This is a genomic window from Geodermatophilus amargosae (genome assembly GCF_900116515.1).
In the GTDB taxonomy this organism is placed as follows: domain Bacteria; phylum Actinomycetota; class Actinomycetes; order Mycobacteriales; family Geodermatophilaceae; genus Geodermatophilus; species Geodermatophilus amargosae.
In genome coordinates this window covers 68,457-82,956 of sequence record NZ_FPBA01000001.1, presented here as the reverse complement: position 1 = coordinate 82,956, position 14,500 = coordinate 68,457, and the positions used below count along the sequence as shown (strand labels likewise).

Annotated in this window: 14 protein-coding genes; 10 read left to right on the top strand and 4 right to left on the bottom strand. The window is 76.4% G+C overall.

The window, feature by feature from the left end; all coding sequences use genetic code 11:
* Positions 1 to 68 precede the first annotated feature (68 nt).
* The gene (locus tag BM414_RS00390) at positions 69 to 404 is read left to right on the top strand and encodes a GroES family chaperonin (protein ID WP_245784354.1); all 336 of its coding nucleotides are present in this window, start codon (positions 69 to 71) and stop codon (positions 402 to 404) included.
* Positions 405 to 473: 69 nt separating this feature from the next.
* Positions 474 to 989 carry a DUF6624 domain-containing protein gene (locus tag BM414_RS00385; protein WP_093577490.1) on the top strand — a complete coding sequence of 172 codons (516 nt, stop codon included), beginning with the start codon at positions 474 to 476 and terminating at the stop codon, positions 987 to 989.
* Between the two features lie 57 nt (positions 990 to 1,046).
* Here the strand turns inward: BM414_RS00385 and BM414_RS00380 are convergent, their stop codons facing one another.
* Positions 1,047 to 1,508, bottom strand: a complete 462-nt coding sequence (locus BM414_RS00380) for a MarR family winged helix-turn-helix transcriptional regulator (protein WP_245784353.1) — start codon at positions 1,506 to 1,508, stop codon at positions 1,047 to 1,049.
* A gap of 50 nt (positions 1,509 to 1,558) precedes the next feature.
* Between BM414_RS00380 and BM414_RS00375 the strand changes: the two genes are divergently transcribed.
* On the top strand, positions 1,559 to 3,667 hold the full coding sequence (locus BM414_RS00375; RefSeq protein WP_093577489.1) for an MMPL family transporter: 2,109 nt from the start codon (positions 1,559 to 1,561) through the stop codon (positions 3,665 to 3,667).
* Positions 3,668 to 3,729: 62 nt separating this feature from the next.
* Here BM414_RS00375 and pheA read toward each other — a convergent pair whose 3' ends face one another.
* The gene (pheA, locus tag BM414_RS00370; protein ID WP_093577488.1) at positions 3,730 to 4,665 is read right to left on the bottom strand and encodes a prephenate dehydratase; all 936 of its coding nucleotides are present in this window, start codon (positions 4,663 to 4,665) and stop codon (positions 3,730 to 3,732) included.
* A gap of 107 nt (positions 4,666 to 4,772) precedes the next feature.
* Here pheA and BM414_RS00365 point away from each other — a divergent pair, with 107 nt between their 5' ends.
* Positions 4,773 to 6,449 (top strand): GGDEF domain-containing protein, encoded by a 1,677-nt coding sequence (locus BM414_RS00365; protein ID WP_093577487.1) that lies wholly within the window; start codon positions 4,773 to 4,775, stop codon positions 6,447 to 6,449.
* A 113-nt stretch (positions 6,450 to 6,562) separates the two neighbouring features.
* Positions 6,563 to 9,235: a diguanylate cyclase domain-containing protein gene (locus BM414_RS00360; protein ID WP_245784352.1), complete on the top strand. Its 2,673-nt coding sequence runs from the start codon at positions 6,563 to 6,565 to the stop codon at positions 9,233 to 9,235.
* Between the two features lie 129 nt (positions 9,236 to 9,364).
* Here the strand turns inward: BM414_RS00360 and BM414_RS00355 are convergent, their stop codons facing one another.
* Positions 9,365 to 10,477 (bottom strand): MFS transporter, encoded by a 1,113-nt coding sequence (locus tag BM414_RS00355; protein WP_093577485.1) that lies wholly within the window; start codon positions 10,475 to 10,477, stop codon positions 9,365 to 9,367.
* 319 nt (positions 10,478 to 10,796) lie between these two features.
* Here BM414_RS00355 and BM414_RS00350 point away from each other — a divergent pair, with 319 nt between their 5' ends.
* Both BM414_RS00350 and BM414_RS00345 read left to right on the top strand, forming a co-directional pair.
* Positions 10,797 to 11,396: a TMEM165/GDT1 family protein gene (locus BM414_RS00350; protein WP_245784351.1), complete on the top strand. Its 600-nt coding sequence runs from the start codon at positions 10,797 to 10,799 to the stop codon at positions 11,394 to 11,396.
* A 33-nt stretch (positions 11,397 to 11,429) separates the two neighbouring features.
* On the top strand, positions 11,430 to 11,681 hold the full coding sequence (locus BM414_RS00345) for a diguanylate cyclase domain-containing protein (protein WP_093577483.1): 252 nt from the start codon (positions 11,430 to 11,432) through the stop codon (positions 11,679 to 11,681).
* Here BM414_RS00345 and BM414_RS00340 read toward each other — a convergent pair.
* Positions 11,644 to 12,201: a TetR/AcrR family transcriptional regulator gene (locus BM414_RS00340; RefSeq protein WP_093577482.1), complete on the bottom strand. Its 558-nt coding sequence runs from the start codon at positions 12,199 to 12,201 to the stop codon at positions 11,644 to 11,646. The two genes, BM414_RS00345 and BM414_RS00340, sit on opposite strands and share 38 nt — an antisense overlap.
* A 65-nt stretch (positions 12,202 to 12,266) precedes the next feature.
* Here BM414_RS00340 and BM414_RS00335 point away from each other — a divergent pair, with 65 nt between their 5' ends.
* The 3 genes from BM414_RS00335 to BM414_RS00325 are packed head-to-tail and all read left to right on the top strand — an operon-like array spanning position 12,267 to position 14,484.
* Complete coding sequence (locus BM414_RS00335; protein ID WP_093577481.1) at positions 12,267 to 12,656, top strand: hypothetical protein; 390 nt, start codon at positions 12,267 to 12,269, stop codon at positions 12,654 to 12,656.
* Between the two features lie 41 nt (positions 12,657 to 12,697).
* Positions 12,698 to 13,666, top strand: coding sequence for an ABC transporter ATP-binding protein (locus BM414_RS00330; RefSeq protein ID WP_093577480.1), 969 nt, complete (start codon positions 12,698 to 12,700; stop codon positions 13,664 to 13,666).
* Positions 13,663 to 14,484, top strand: coding sequence for an ABC transporter permease (locus BM414_RS00325; RefSeq protein ID WP_093577479.1), 822 nt, complete (start codon positions 13,663 to 13,665; stop codon positions 14,482 to 14,484). Before BM414_RS00330 ends, BM414_RS00325 begins: the two co-directional genes overlap by 4 nt.
* The last annotated feature ends 16 nt before the right edge of the window (positions 14,485 to 14,500 follow it).

Genomic DNA, 14,500 nt, shown 5'->3' with positions numbered 1-14,500 from the left:
TCCTGCCCCCACCCCTCGCACGCTCGGGGCGGGACCCTGCAGGAGGGCCGTCCGCGTACCGTGACCGCGTGCCATCCGACGTCGCCAGGAACAGCGGGCTGCCGATCAAGATGCTGCACGACCGGATCCTGGTGTCCCTCCGCCGGGAGGACGGCGAGCGGCGCTCGATCGGCGGGATCCTCATCCCCGCGACAGCGCAGGTGGCCAAGCGGCTGGTCTGGGGTGAGGCGCGCGGCGTGGGCGCCAGCGTCCGGCAGGTGAAGGTCGGCGACCAGGTGCTCTTCTCCCCCGAGGACCAGCACGAGGTCGAGGTGCACGGCGAGGAGCTGGTCATCCTGCGCGAGCGCGACGTGCACGCCGTGGCCGCCGAGCGGATCGAGGAGTCCACCGGCCTCTACCTCTAGCGCCGGGTGCACACACCGCGGTGCTCGGGCAGGCTGCCCGGCGGTACGGGCACACGGGGAGGACGGCGGGTGGACGACGCGGCACTGCGCGCGGAGCTCGAGGCGATGGTCGACGAGCAGCGCGAGCTCATGACCCGGACCGGCGGCGGCTCGCTGGGCCGGAGGCCGGTGGAGGCCCGGCGCGAGCAGCGCGAGGTCTTCGTCCGGCACGCCGACCGGCTCGAGCAGCTGCTGGCCGACGGCGGGTGGCCGACCGCCGATCGCGTCGGTGAGGGAGCCGCCCGCGGCGCGTGGCTGGTCGCGCAGCACGCCGACACCCAGCTGTCCGTCCAGCGCCTCGCGCTGCGGCTGCTGCGGGAGGCCGTCGAGCGGGGTGGGGCGCCGGCACAGCAGCTGGCGATGCTCGAGGACCGGGTCGCGGTCACCGAGGGGCGGCACCAGACGTACGGCACGCAGGTGGCCGACGTCGTCGACGGCCACCCGGTGCTGTGGCCGGTGGCCGACCCCGACCGGCTCGACGAGCGGCGGGCGGCCGTCGGCCTCGAGCCGCTGGCCACGCACCTCGCCCGCTACCTGGCGGCATAGGAAGCGTTCCGCACGTCCGAGGCGCCAGGACGTGGGGAGAGCTTCCCATGCCTCCGCTCAGCGGTGGGCGACGACGACCTCGGTCATCGCGGTCAGCCACCGGCGGACCGAGTCGAGGTCGTCGTCGGAGAAGCCGTCCATCGCGGCGACGAGCTCGCGCTGCAGCCCGCCGAAGAAGGCCGCGCCCGCGGCCATCGAGGCCTCCGACATCTGCAGCACCACGCGACGGCGGTCGGTGGCGTCGCGGACGCGGTGCACGTGCCCGGCGCGCTCCAGCCGGTCGACCAGCGCCGTCACCGACGCCGAGCTCAGCCCCACCGCGGCGCCCAGTCCCCCGGCGGTGAGGGGCTCCCCGCGGCGGGTGGCGTCCATGATCGCGATGACCGCCCGCACGTCCGTGCGGCCGAGTCCGTGCGGCTTGGCGAAGCGCTCGCCCACCGCGTCGAGCTCGACGGTGAGCCGGCGCAGCAGCAGCGCGAGCTCGACCCGCCCCCCGTCGTTGCGCGCCACCTCCACCACCCCCTAACCTCTCGGTCATCGAGACATTCGGCCGTCGAGAGGATCACATCATGGCGCGCCGTGGCCGCTGGCTGCTCCCCCTGATCGTCCTGCTGCTGTGGGTGGGTGCCGCAGGCCCGCTCGGCGCGCTCAGCGGCAAGCTGACCGGCCTGCAGGAGAACGACAACGCCGCGTTCCTCCCCGACAGCGCGGAGTCCACCCGGGTGGCCGAGCTGCAGCGGGACTTCTCGCCCACGGAGGCGATCCCCGCGATCCTGCTGTGGGAGTCCGAGGACCCCCTCGACGAGGCCACTCTCGGCGAGATCGGGCAGCGGCTGCAGGAGGCCACGGCCGTCGCCGAGGACGCCGGGTTCCTCGCCGGGCAGGCCTCGCCGCCCATCCCCTCGGAGGACGGCCTGGCGGTCGAGGCCGTCCTCCCGCTGGCACCGGAGATCGGCGACGAGCTCGTGCCCGTGGTCGAGGACGTCCGCGAGGTGATCGCGGTCGACGGGACGTCGTCGTTCGTGACCGGTCCGGGCGGCATCTTCGCCGACTTCGCCAACGGCTTCGAGGGCATCGACGGTCTGCTCCTGCTGGCCGCCTTCGGCGTCGTGCTGCTCATCCTGCTGGTGGTCTACCGCAGCCCGATCCTGCCGTTCCTGGTGATCGCCACCGCCGGCCTGGCGCTCACCGCCGGCACCGCGGTCGCCTACCTTCTGGCCGACGCCGGGCTGATCACCGTCAACGGGCAGAGCCAGGGCATCGCCTCGATCCTCGTGGTGGGCGCGGCCACCGACTACGGCCTGCTGCTGGTCTCGCGCTTCCGCGAGGAGCTGCGGACCGAGACGTCGCGCTACACCGCGATGCGCACCGCGCTGCGGCGCTCGTGGGAGCCGATCGTCGCCTCCGGGGCGACCGTGGTCCTCGGCGTGCTCTGCCTGCTCTTCTCCGACCTGGCCTCCAACCGCGGCCTCGGGCCGATCTCGGCGGTGAGCGTCACCCTCGCCGTCATCGCCGCGCTGACCTTCCTGCCCGCCGCGCTGACCCTGCTCGGCCGCGCCGCGTTCTGGCCGTTCCGCCCGCACGTCGGCGACCAGGTCGAGGAGGGCCGCGGGTGGCCGCGGGTGGCCGCGCTGGTCGGCCGGCGGCCCCGGCGGGTGCTGGCGCTCAGCACCCTGGCACTGGTCGCCGCGGCCGTGTTCGCGCCGACCTACGACGCCGGCGGCATCACCTTCACCGACGCGATCCGCGGCGAGTCGAACGCGGTGGACGGCCAGGAGGCCCTGGGCCGCCACTTCGACGCCGGCGCGGGTGCCCCGACCGTCGTCGTGACGCCGGAGGGCGACTGGCCGGCGGTGGCCGAGGCCGCGGCGGCCACGGACGGCATCGCCTCGGTCGTGCCGTTCACCGGCGCCCAGGGCCCGCCCCAGCCCGGCGCGGACCCGGTGGTCGTGGACGGCCTGGTCCGCCTCGACGTCACGCTCGACGTCGCCCCGGACAGCACCGAGGCGATCGACGTCGTCCAGGACCTGCGGGACCGGCTCGACGACGCCGACCCCGAGGCACTGGTGGGCGGCGACACCGCGAGCAACCTCGACGCCCGCGAGACCGCCGCCCGCGACCTGCGGGTGATCGTGCCGAGCGTGCTGGTGGTCATCACCGTCGTCCTGGCGCTGCTGCTCCGGGCGCTGGTGGCCCCCCTGCTGCTGGTGGCCACGGTGGTGCTCAGCGTCGGCGCGACGGTCGGGGTGGCGGCGCTGCTGTTCGAGAACGTGTTCGGCTTCCCCGGCAGTGACCCCGGCATCCTGCTCATCGGGTTCGTGTTCCTCGTCGCCCTGGGGATCGACTACAACATCTTCCTCATGACGCGGGCCCGGGAGGAGTCCGCACGGCACGGCACCCGCGACGGCGTCCTGCGCGCCCTGGCGGTCACCGGCGGGGTCATCACCAGCGCCGGGCTGGTGCTGGCCGCGACCTTCGGCGCGCTGTCGGTGCTGCCGCTGCTGTTCCTCGTGCAGCTGGCCTTCCTCGTGGGCTTCGGCGTCCTGCTCGACACCTTCGTCGTCCGGTCGCTGGTGGTGCCCTCGGCGGTGGCGCTGCTCGGGGACCGCACCTGGTGGCCGGGCCGGCTGGCCCGGCGCCCGCAGCCCGAGCCCGAGCGGGAGCTGGAACCGGCCTGAGCGGCCGGGCCGGACCGGACCGCCGCCATCGGCGACGCGGCCACCGCCGGGACACAGAGAGCTCAGACCCGGCCGGCGCGGAGCCGGGTCACCCACTCCTGCGCGTCGGCGAAGGCGGCGTCGGCGGCCTCGTCGGGCACCGGCCGGCTGGTGCGGCCGTCGGCACGCGGGTAGGAGCCGAGGAAGCGCACGTCCTCGCAGACCCGGTGCAGCGCGGCGAGCGCCTCGCCCACCCGCGCCTCGGCCACGTGCCCCTCGCAGTCCAGCGAGAAGGAGTAGACCCACAGCCGGTCGCGGGTGGGCCGGGACTCGATGCGGGTCAGGCTGATCCCGCGGACGGCGAACTCGCGCAGCACGTCGAGCAGCGCGCCGGTGCGGTCGGTGACGACGACGACCAGCGAGGTCTTGTCCTCGCCGGTCGGCGCCGGGAGCTGCCCGGGGCGGGACACCAGGACGAAGCGGGTCACCGCGCCGGGGTGGTCGGCCACGTCCTCGGCCAGCGGGACCAGGCCGTAGCGCTGGGCGGCGATCGGCGCGCAGACCGCGGCGTCGTGCTCGCCGTCGGCCACCGCCCGGGCCGCGGCCGCCGTCGAGGAGGCGGGCAGCGCGGGCACGCCGGGCAGCCGCTCGGCCACCGTGCGGGCGGTCTGGGCGAGCGCGTGCGGGTGGCTCACCACGTCGCGGACGTCCTCGGGCCGGGTGCCGGGCCGGGCGGCGAGGACGAAGGAGACGGGAAGGAACACCTCGCGGGTGATGAGCAGCGGGTCGCCGTCGGCCAGGCCGTCCATCGTCGCCGGGACCGAGCCCTCGACCGAGTTCTCCATGGGCACCAGCGCGGCGTCGACCTCACCGGCGCGGACCGCCGCCAGGGCGGCCGGGACGCTGGCCGCCGGCTGCCGCACCCCCTCCCCGGGAGCGACGGCGCTGCCGAGCGCGGCCTCGGCGAAGGTACCCTCGGGCCCGAGATAGGCGAACCGCGTCGGAGGCGTCTGGGGCACCCGACGAGGGTAGTGCGGTCGGACAGGGGCGCAGTCCCCGTCCGGGGGGAGCTGCCTCGCCGCCGGCCCGCGTGGCCGGACGTCCGGCGTCGCACGAGGAGGGATGCGTGACCCCCGGCCCCGCTCCCGTCACCGACGGTGACCTCGACGCTGCCCTGTGGCGCCTGCTGGCCGCGAGCAGCCGGGACGACGCCGCCGCCTTCCGGGCCGGGCTCGACGACGCCGAGGCCCGCCTCGACGCGGCGGCCGACCCCAGCTGGGCCGCCTGGCGGCACGCGCTGGCCGCCCGGCGCGGACTCCTCGACGGCGACCGGGACGCCACCGTGGCCGGGGTGGGCGCCGCCCGCGAGGCCCTCGGCTCCTGCCCGCCGTCGGCCTCGACGGCGCTGGTCCTGGCCTACCTCGCGCACCTCGAGGCCACCGCCGACCACCCCGACTCCGCGATGCTGCTCGCCGTCGACGCGAGCCTGCTGACCGAGCAGCTCGACCCGCCCGCCGGCGAGCCCTCCCGCGCCCTCGCCCAGGCGCACCTGTGGCTCTCGCTCACCCTCACCGCGCTCGACCTCGAGGAGCTCGCCGTCGCCTCGGCCGAGCGCGGGCACCGGGTGGCCGCCACGCTCCCCGACCTCGCCGACCACTGGCTGCTGCTGCGGCTGTGCGCCCAGCAGAACTGCGAGCTGGCCCAGACGCTGCGCCGCCGGGGCCAGGCCGACCGGGCGCGCGAACTGGCCGGGACCGCGCTGGCCTGCGCCTCCGACGCCCGCGCGCTGGACGTCGAGCCCGACGCCGACGACCTCGACCTGCTCGACGTCGTCCAGGCCTGGGCCCTGGCCTGCCACGACGACCTCGACGACGCCCTAGGCCCGCTGCGCAGCGTGCAGCGGCGGGTGCGCCGCAGCGGCAGCACGTGGCTGCGCGGCTACGCCGACCTGGCCCTGTCCCGGCTGCTCACCCGGCTGTCGCAGGCGCACACCGGCGGCGGGCACGGCGAGGAGGCCGCCGACCTGCTCGTCGACGCGGCCGGCGCCTTCGCCGCCACCGCCGACCGGCGCCGCTACCGGCAGTGCCTGCTCGAGCTGGGGCAGGCCACCGCCGCCATGGGCCGTCCCGCCGAGGCGCTGCACTGGCTGGACGCCTACCGCGCCGAGACCGGAAGGGCGCACGCCCGCAGCCGGGAGCTGTGGGCGGAGATGTTCGTGCGCCAGAGCCGGCTGCGGGAGGTCGAGCGGCAGGCCGCCGTGCTGCGCCGGCACGCGCTGGAGGACCCGCTCACCGGGCTGGGCAACCGGCGCAGCGCCGAGCGCCGTCTGGCCGGCCTGCGGCCGGGCGCCGAGCCGCTGTCGCTGGCCGTCGTCGACGTCGACCGGTTCAAGGAGGTCAACGACGACACCTCGCACTCCCACGGCGACGAGGTGCTGCGCCGGGTGGCCGCGCTGCTGCGCGAGCACAGCCGGGTCGGCGACGAGGTGTACCGCTGGGCCGGCGACGAGTTCCTCGTCGTCCTCCCGACGGCCACCCCGGCCCAGGCGCTGGCCACCGCCGAGCGGCTGCGCGCGGCCGTGGCCGACGCCGACTGGGGCGACCTGTCCCTGAGCGAGCCGATCACCGTCAGCATCGGGGTGGCCACCGCGCCGGCCGCCGACGACGACGACGACGCGCCGGTCGGCTGGCGATCGCTGTTCGACACCGCCGACCTGCACCTGTTCTCCGCCAAGCGCGGCGGGCGCAACCGGGTGCGCGCCCCCGGGCTGGTGGACGGCCCCGCCGAGGGGACCTCCTCGTGAGCGCGGGACGCACCTGGGACGCCAGTGACGCGACGGACGACGCGACCGGCGCCACACGGCGTGCCCGCGGACCGGTGCTCGCATCCCCGCCCGACGGCGTGCACAGTGCGCTCGTGCCACCGGGAGCCCTGCACCACCGGGTGACCGCCGCCCTCGCCAACTGGCAGCTCGACGACGCCGAGCGGCTGCTGTCGGTCGTCGACCCCTCCTCGCCGTACGGTGCCGGGCCCTACGAGGCCGGCGCCGCCTCCACGGCCGCCGCGCGCGACGACGAGCCCTCCCTCGGCCGCGCCTGGGCCGACACCCTGCGCGCCGAGCTGCTGGTCCGCAGGCTTCGCGTCGCCGGGTTCACCCTCGTCGGCGAGCCGCTGGACGCCCCGGAGGCGACCGAGTCGCTCGACCTGCACGCCGGCGTCGCCGACCTCTTCGACCGCGCCGACGACGGCCCCGCCGGCCGCGACGCCGGCGACGGCGACCCGCGCTCGGAGTCCGCGTCGCACGCCGCCCTCGCCATCGCCCTCGTGCGCTCGGCGAAGGCCGCCTTCGACGCCGCCGACGACGACCTGCAGCGGGCCGCCGGCCTGGCCCGGCACGCCCGCATCGAGCTGCTCTCGCGCCGCATCGACGCGGCGATGGACGAGGCGGTCGAGGCGGCCAGCCTGCTCGACCCCGCCCTGCCGCCCGACGCGCTGCTCGTCGACACCCTGGGCACGCTGGCCGGTGTCCTCGCCGACCTCGAGCTCATGCCGCTGGCACTGGACTACCAGCGCCGCGCACTGGAGGCGGCCACCGCCGCCGCCGGGCAGGGCACGCTCGGCCCCGACGACGGCGACCCCGACGTCCTCGTCGCCAACGCCGCCACCTGCCTCGGTGCACTGTGCGCGGAGCTGGGCGAGGCGCTGCTCGACGACGGCGAGCCCGAGGCCGCCGTCCCGCACTTCGCCGAGAGCCGCCGGCTGGCCGAGCAGGCCCTGGCCCAGCTGCCGCCCGACGCCGACGGCATCGTGTCCGCGCAGGTCGTGCACGGCTGGGCGCTGGTCGGGCTGGGCGAGCACGCCGCCGCCACCGGCCCCCTGCGGGCCGCCGTGCGGATCACCAGCGCCGCCGGCGACCGCGCGCTGCTGGCCTCGGCCCTGCTCGCGCTCGGTCGCGCGCTGCGCCGGCAGGGCGACGGCCGGGGCGCCGACGAGCAGCTGGCCAAGGCACTCGCGCTGGCCACCGAGCACGGCCTGCCGCGGCTGCGCCGGGCCGCGCTGCGCGAGCTGTGCACGCTGCACGCCGAGCTCGACGACGCCGGCCGCGCGCTGCCCTACCTGCAGGCCTACCTCGCCGACGAGCTGGACCGGGTCGACGAGCGGCGCACCCGCTGGGTGGAGCTGTTCGGCCGGCGCAAGAGCCTGCTGGAGAACGAGCGCGCCGCCGGGCAGCTGCGCCGCCAGGCCTACGAGGACCCGCTCACCCACCTGCCCAACCGCCGCTACGCCGAGGCGCGGCTCGACGGCCTGCTCACCGCGGGCACCACGCCGGCGCTGGCCGTCGTCGACGTCGACCGGTTCAAGTCCATCAACGACGCCGTCGGCCACCCCGGCGGCGACGCGGTGCTGCGCGCGGTCGCCGAGCTGCTGCTGGCCGGGTGCCGCGACACCGACGAGGTGTGCCGGTGGGCCGGTGACGAGTTCGTCGTCCTGCTGCCCGACACCACCGCCGAGCAGGCCGAGCGGGCGCTCGAGCGGATCCGCCGCGCCGTCGCCGCCCACGACTGGGCGGCGCTCGGGGTGACCGTGCCGGTCACGATCAGCGTCGGCATCGCCTCGGCCACGCGCGGCGACGACCGCCGCACGCTGTTCGCCGCCGCCGACGGCGTCCTCTACGACGCCAAGCGCAGCGGCCGCGACCGCGTCGTCCGGCTCTCGGCGGTCACCCAGACCCGGGCGCCCGACGCCCCGGCCGACGCCCGTGCCGACGCCCCGGCGCAGGGCGCGGGCGGGCGGGAAGCCGCCCGGCCGGCCGCCGTCCGGGTCGGGCCGGTGCAGTCCTCGCCGCTGGACCCGGTGGGCGGCTTCGCCTCGCTGTTGGCCGACCCGCCGCTGTCGCTGGGCAGCCCGGGCCAGCCGGCGCTCGCCCCCACGCCCGACCCGGCCAAGCCGTCGGCGCCGGCCCGTCCGGCGCCGGCCGAGCCCGACGTCATCTGGGGCGTGGGCCGCACCACCGAGCAGGTGCTCGCCCTGGTCCGCGAGACCCGCGCCGCGCACCCCGACCGGCCCGCGCTGGTGGTGCGGGCCAGCGCCGACGCGCTGGTCGCGCTGGCCGGCGCCCACGACGGGTCCACCACCGTCGACGCCGCGGCGATGTCGGCCGCCGTCGGCCCCGTGCCCGAGCCGCGGGGCCGGGTCGGCGTCCTGTGCGCCGGGACGGCCGACGCGTCGGTCGCCGCGGAGGCCGCGTTCGTCGCGCGGGTGACCGGCACCGAGGTCGTGCGGGTCGACGACGTCGGCGGCAGCCGGCTGCCGCCGCTGCTCACCGACCGCACCCTGCTCGACGACGTCGACTGCCTCGTCGTGGTCGCGGGCCTGGACGCCACGCTGGCGGCGACGGTGGGCGCGATGACCGACGTGCCGATCGTCGCGGTGCCCACCTCGACCGGGCAGCCGGGCTCCTTCGGGGGGTTCGGGGCGCTGCTGACGATGCTCAACTCGGCCTCGCCGGGCGTCGTCGTCAGCAACATCGACAACGGCCACGCCGCCGGCGTCTTCGCCGCCCGCATCGCGAGACGGACAGCGAGGTAGGGCGATGGCACCGCCGTCCTACCGGACACCACCGCGGCCAGGTGCCGTCCCCCGGCCGCGCTGAGCCCCTCCCGGCGCTCGATCGCGGGACCCTCCGGGCCCCCTCCTCCCGCCGCCTCGCAGGGCGACTCACCTCTGCGCCTGGCTCCTCGCCCGGGAGGACAGGCCGAGGGCGACGACGGGGACGACGGCGAGGAACAGCACCGCGACGGCGAGCGCCGACCCGAGCGCCCACGCGCCGAAGACCAGCAGCGACGCCAGCTCGATGCCCAGGCCCGCCACCGAGGTGACGGTGGCCCGCGCCGCGCCCGGCACCTGCTCCTGCAGCCGCGCCTCCCCCACCACCAGCACGGCGAGGTACAGGCCGTAGGACAGCGCGACGGCGGCCAGCGCCACGGCCGTCCCGGCCAGCGCCCCCACCGCCAGCAGCCCCGCGGAGACGGTCAGCAGGGCCGGCAGCGCCCGGGACGGCAGCCGCGCCAGCCGGTCGGCCAGCGCGGCGCCCGCCGCTCCCGCCAGCGCGACGACGAGGACCGCGGTGGGCACGAGCTCCGTCGGCACGCCGTGATCGCGCGCCATGACCGGGAAGTACTCCTCCAGCGCGTCGAGGCCGCCGAGCAGCGCGACGGCGACGACGGCCAGCCGCAGCGACGGCCGGCGCAGCGCCTCGCCCACGGCCGAGCGCAGGCTCCTCTCCCCGTCGTCGCCCTCCGTGGGCGCGGTCTCGGGGAACCGGGTGGCCAGCGCCGCGGCCGCCAGGCAGACGCCCACGCTCACCCACCCGACCAGCACGTGGCCGCCGGCCTCGACCAGCGCTCCGGCCAGCAGCGCGGTGGGCACCTGCACGAGCAGCTCGGTGGCCGTCGTCGCGCCCTGGACCCGGACGAACGCGTCCTCCGCGCCGGCGGCGGCCAGGCCCTCGTAGACCAACGCCTCGGCGGCGCCGGACACCAGCGCGCCCCCGACGCCCCAGACGACGAACCCGGCGGCGAAGCCGGGCAGCCCGGGCGCCACCGTCCAGACGACGAACCCGGCGGCCTCGAGGACGCCGGCCAGGACCAGCGCGCCGCGGCGCGACCAGCGGTCGGCCAGCACGCCGGTGGGCACCTCGGCCAGCAGGCCGGTGACCGACCACAGGGCGAACAGGCCCGACACCTGCGCCGCCGAGAGCCCGGTGTCGAGGAACAGCAGTGCGTACAGCGGATAGACGGGAGCCAGCCCGGACAGCGCGGTCCAGGCCACGGCCAGGCGGGCCAGTGGCCGCGCGGCCGGCGGGAGGGGGATCCGGTCAGGGCGTCAACGGAACGGCACGGCGCGACGGTAACGGGGCACACACCTGCGCGCACCGGGATTACGCGTCCCCGTCGTCTAGGGTTGGCGCCCGAGAAGGGGAGTAGCCCCCCGTCCGCTGGTCGACATGCTGGCGGCTCCCGCGGGAGCCGCCCGGTCAGCGGGCCCGCGCCCCGCGCGGGTGGGCGAGACCTTCGGCCGGAGCAGTCGTCGCGCTGCCGGTCGGAGGCACGCGCCCCCGCCCGGCCGTGCCGAGCGGAAGAGAGCGCCCGTGATCGTCCTGTCCGTCGTGCTGACGGCGTTCGCCCTCGTGCTGCCGGTGGAGCTGCCGGACAAGACGCTGTTCGCGAGTCTCGTCCTGGCCACCCGGTTCGCGCCGCTGCCGGTGTTCGTCGGCGTCGGCACCGCGTTCGGCGTGCAGGTCGCCATCGCCGTCACCGCCGGCAGCCTGCTGTCCCTGCTGCCGCCGGCACTGGTCAGCGGCGTCGTGGCGGTGCTCTTCCTCGTCGGCGCGGTGTTGCTGTGGCGCAGCGCGTCCGAGGGGCCCGAGGACGGCGGGGAGGCCGCCGAGACCCGGGAGCGGACGTCGTTCCTGCGCGCGGCCGCCGTCTCCTTCGGCGTGCTGTTCGCCGCGGAGTGGGGCGACCTGTCCCAGCTGGCCACCGCCGGCCTTGCCGCCCGCTTCGACGCGCCGCTGTCGGTCTTCATCGGCGCCTGGGCGGCCCTGCTCACGGTGTCGGGCCTGGCGGTGTTCCTCGGCAAGACGCTGGCCGACCGGCTGCCGGTGGCGCTGATCCGCCGGGTGGCCGCGGTGCTGTTCGTCGTCTTCGCCGTGTTCGCCGTCGTGGAGACCGTCCGCGCCCTCACCTGATCGGGGGAACGTCCCGGCCGCGGCCCTGACACCGTGGCGCGCATCGGAGGCGACGAGCTCGTCGTCCTGTGCCCCGGCACCGCCACCGGGTCGGCCGCGCAGCGCCCGGTCGACCGCATCACCGCGGCCCTGGCGACCCCGACCGACGGCGGGCCTCCGCTGCGCTCGAGCACCGGCGTGGCCCTCTCCCGGCGCGGCGACGACGCCGACAGCCTGCTCTGCCGGGCCGACGCGGCGGTGTACGAGGTCAAGCGCTCCCGTCGTCGACCAGTGCCAGCCGTCTGACCAGCGCGTCGACCTGGGCGTCGAGGTCCGGCCCGGGACGGTCGACCCAGCCGGCCCACAGCGTGACCAGGCCGTGCAGCGCCGTCCACACCAGCGTGGCGTCGGCCCGGGGGTCGCGGCTGGCCGACCGGCCGGCCTGCACGCAGGCGCCCACGGCGTCGACCAGGACGTCGAACGCGGCCGCCCCGGCGGGCACCTGGCGGGAGCCGAACATCGCGCGGTAGCGGCCCGGCGCCGACAACCCGCAGCGCACGTAGGCGCCGCAGCCGGCCAGCAGCCGCTCGACGGGGTCGGGGACCCCGTCGGTGGCCGCGCGGACCGCGGCCACGAGGTCGGTGAACCCGTGTGCGACCACGGCGTCGAGGAGGACCCCGAGGTCGGCGAAGTGCCCGTAGACGGCGGGTGCGCTCACGCCGGCCTCCCGCGCGACCCCGCGCAGCGACACGGCCTCGACCGACCCGTTCCGCTCGACGAGCGTGCCGGCGGCGGCGAGCAGGTCACTGCGGAGGTCCCGGGGCACATTGGCACTTTACATGTGTAAAGCAGCGGGCGTACGGTCGCTTTACACCTGTTAAGGAGGCTCCCGTGCCCGTCATCCCGGATCTGCCGTGGACCGCCCGCCGGACGTTCGACGGCCCCGGCGTCGTCCTGCTCACCGAGCTCCGGCTGCGCCGCCTGCGCGACGTGCCCGCCTTCATGGTGACCTCGCTGACGATCCTGCGGCAGGTCTCCCGGTCCCCGGGCGCGCGCTCGGCACTGCTGCGCGCGCAGCCGCTGCGTCTGTACTTCGCCACCGTCTCGTGGTGGGACGACCAGACGACGATGCGGACGTTCGCGCGCACCGATCCGCACCGGACGGCGATGCGCCGCTGGGGGCCGCGGCTGTCCTCCTTCGGCAACCGGGCCCTGCCGGCCTCCGGCTCGATGCCCACCGTCGACGAGGCCCTCTCCGCGGCCGCTGCGCCGACGGCATAAGGCAGCGGCACCCCGACCGCGGAGTGGCACCATGGCCGGAGATGGACGCCGCCGTGGAGGTCACCGACCTGGTCAAGCGCTATCCCGGCCGTCCGGTCGACGCCGTCGCCGGGGTGAGCTTCACGGTCGAGCGCGGTGAGGTCTTCGGCCTGCTCGGTCCGAACGGAGCCGGCAAGACGACGACGATCGGCGTCCTCACCACCCGGGTGCTGCCCACCGGCGGGACGGCGCGCGTGGCCGGGGTCGACGTGGCAGCCGACCCGGTCACCGCGCGCAGCCGGCTGTCGGTGGTGCCCCAGCGCTCCAACCTCGACCGCTCGCTGACCGCGCGGCAGAACCTCGTCTTCCACGCCGCTTACCACGGCATGGGCCGGGCCGAGCGCAACCGCCGGGCCGACGAGCTGCTCGACCGCCTGGGCCTCGGCGACCGCGGCGGCGACAAGGTCGACGACTACTCCGGCGGCATGGCGCAGCGGCTGCTCATCGCCCGCGCGCTGATGCACGCCCCGCAAGTGGTGTTCCTCGACGAGCCGAGCACCGGCCTGGACCCGCAGGCCCGGCTGTTCGTCTGGGAGCGGGTGCGCGAGCTGCGCGACAGCGGGGTGACCGTGGTGATCACCACGCACGACATGGACGAGGCGGCGGCGCTGGCCGACCGGGTCGGGATCATGGACCACGGCCGGCTGCTGGCACTGGACACCCCTGCCGCGCTCACCCGCTCGCTGCCCGGCAGCGCGACCCTCGACGTCGACGTCGAGCGCGCCCCCGGGGACAGCGACGAGGCGGTGCTCGCCGCGCTCGCGGCGCTGCCGCAGGCCGAGCGGGTGGAGCCGGTCGCCGACGCTGCGGGCCTGCGGGCGCGGCTGTACCTCTCCACCGACGCCGCAGGCACGGTCGGGCCGGTGTCGGAGGTGCTCACCGCCCGCGGCGCCCGGCTCACCGGCGTGCGGATCGGCGAGCCGAGCCTCGAGGACGTCTTCCTCAGCCTGACCGGACGGGAGCTCCGATGACCGCCGTCGAGACGCCGAGGGCGTCGAGCACCGCCGTCCCCGCCCGGCCGAGCGTCGGGCGGGCGTTCACGGCGCTGCTCTGGCGCGACGTGTTCGTCACCGGCCGGGAGTTCGTGCCGTTCCTGCTGCAGGTGGTGCTGCAGCCGGTCTTCCTGCTGTTCGTGTTCGGCAAGGTGCTCGTCGAGCTCGGCTTCACCTCGAGCGCCTACGCCGACGTGCTGCTGCCCGGCGTCGTGTCGCTGGCCGCGTTCCTGACCGCGCTGCAGAACACCGCGTTCCCGCTGGTCATCGACTTCTCGTTCACCAAGGAGATCGAGGACCGGCTGCTGGCACCACTGCCCACCGCGCTGGTCGCCGTCGAGAAGGTGGTCTTCGCGACCATGCGGGCGCTGGTGGCGGCGGCGGTGATGTTCCCGATCGGCCTGTGGGTGCTGGGCTCGCTGCCGGTGACCTGGTCCGACGTCCCGGTGCTCGTGTTCTTCCTGGTGCTCGGCTCGCTGGTGGGCGCCGCCATCGGGATGACACTGGGCACCTTCGTGAAGCCGAACCGGATCAACGTCGTCTTCGCCGTCGTCCTGACGCCGCTGCTGTTCACCGGCTCCACCCAGTTCCCGTGGCCGGCGCTGGACCAGCTGCGCTGGTTCCAGGTGGTGTGCGCGCTCAACCCGCTGACCTACGTCAGCGAGGCGCTGCGCGCGCAGATGGCGCCGCAGGTGCCGCACCTGTCGCTGACCGTGTGCGCGCTGGCGCTGACCGGCTTCCTCGTGGTGTTCGGCGTGCTCAGCCTGGTCGGCTTCCGCCGCCGCGCGCTCGACTAGGGGGAGGACCCCCCTG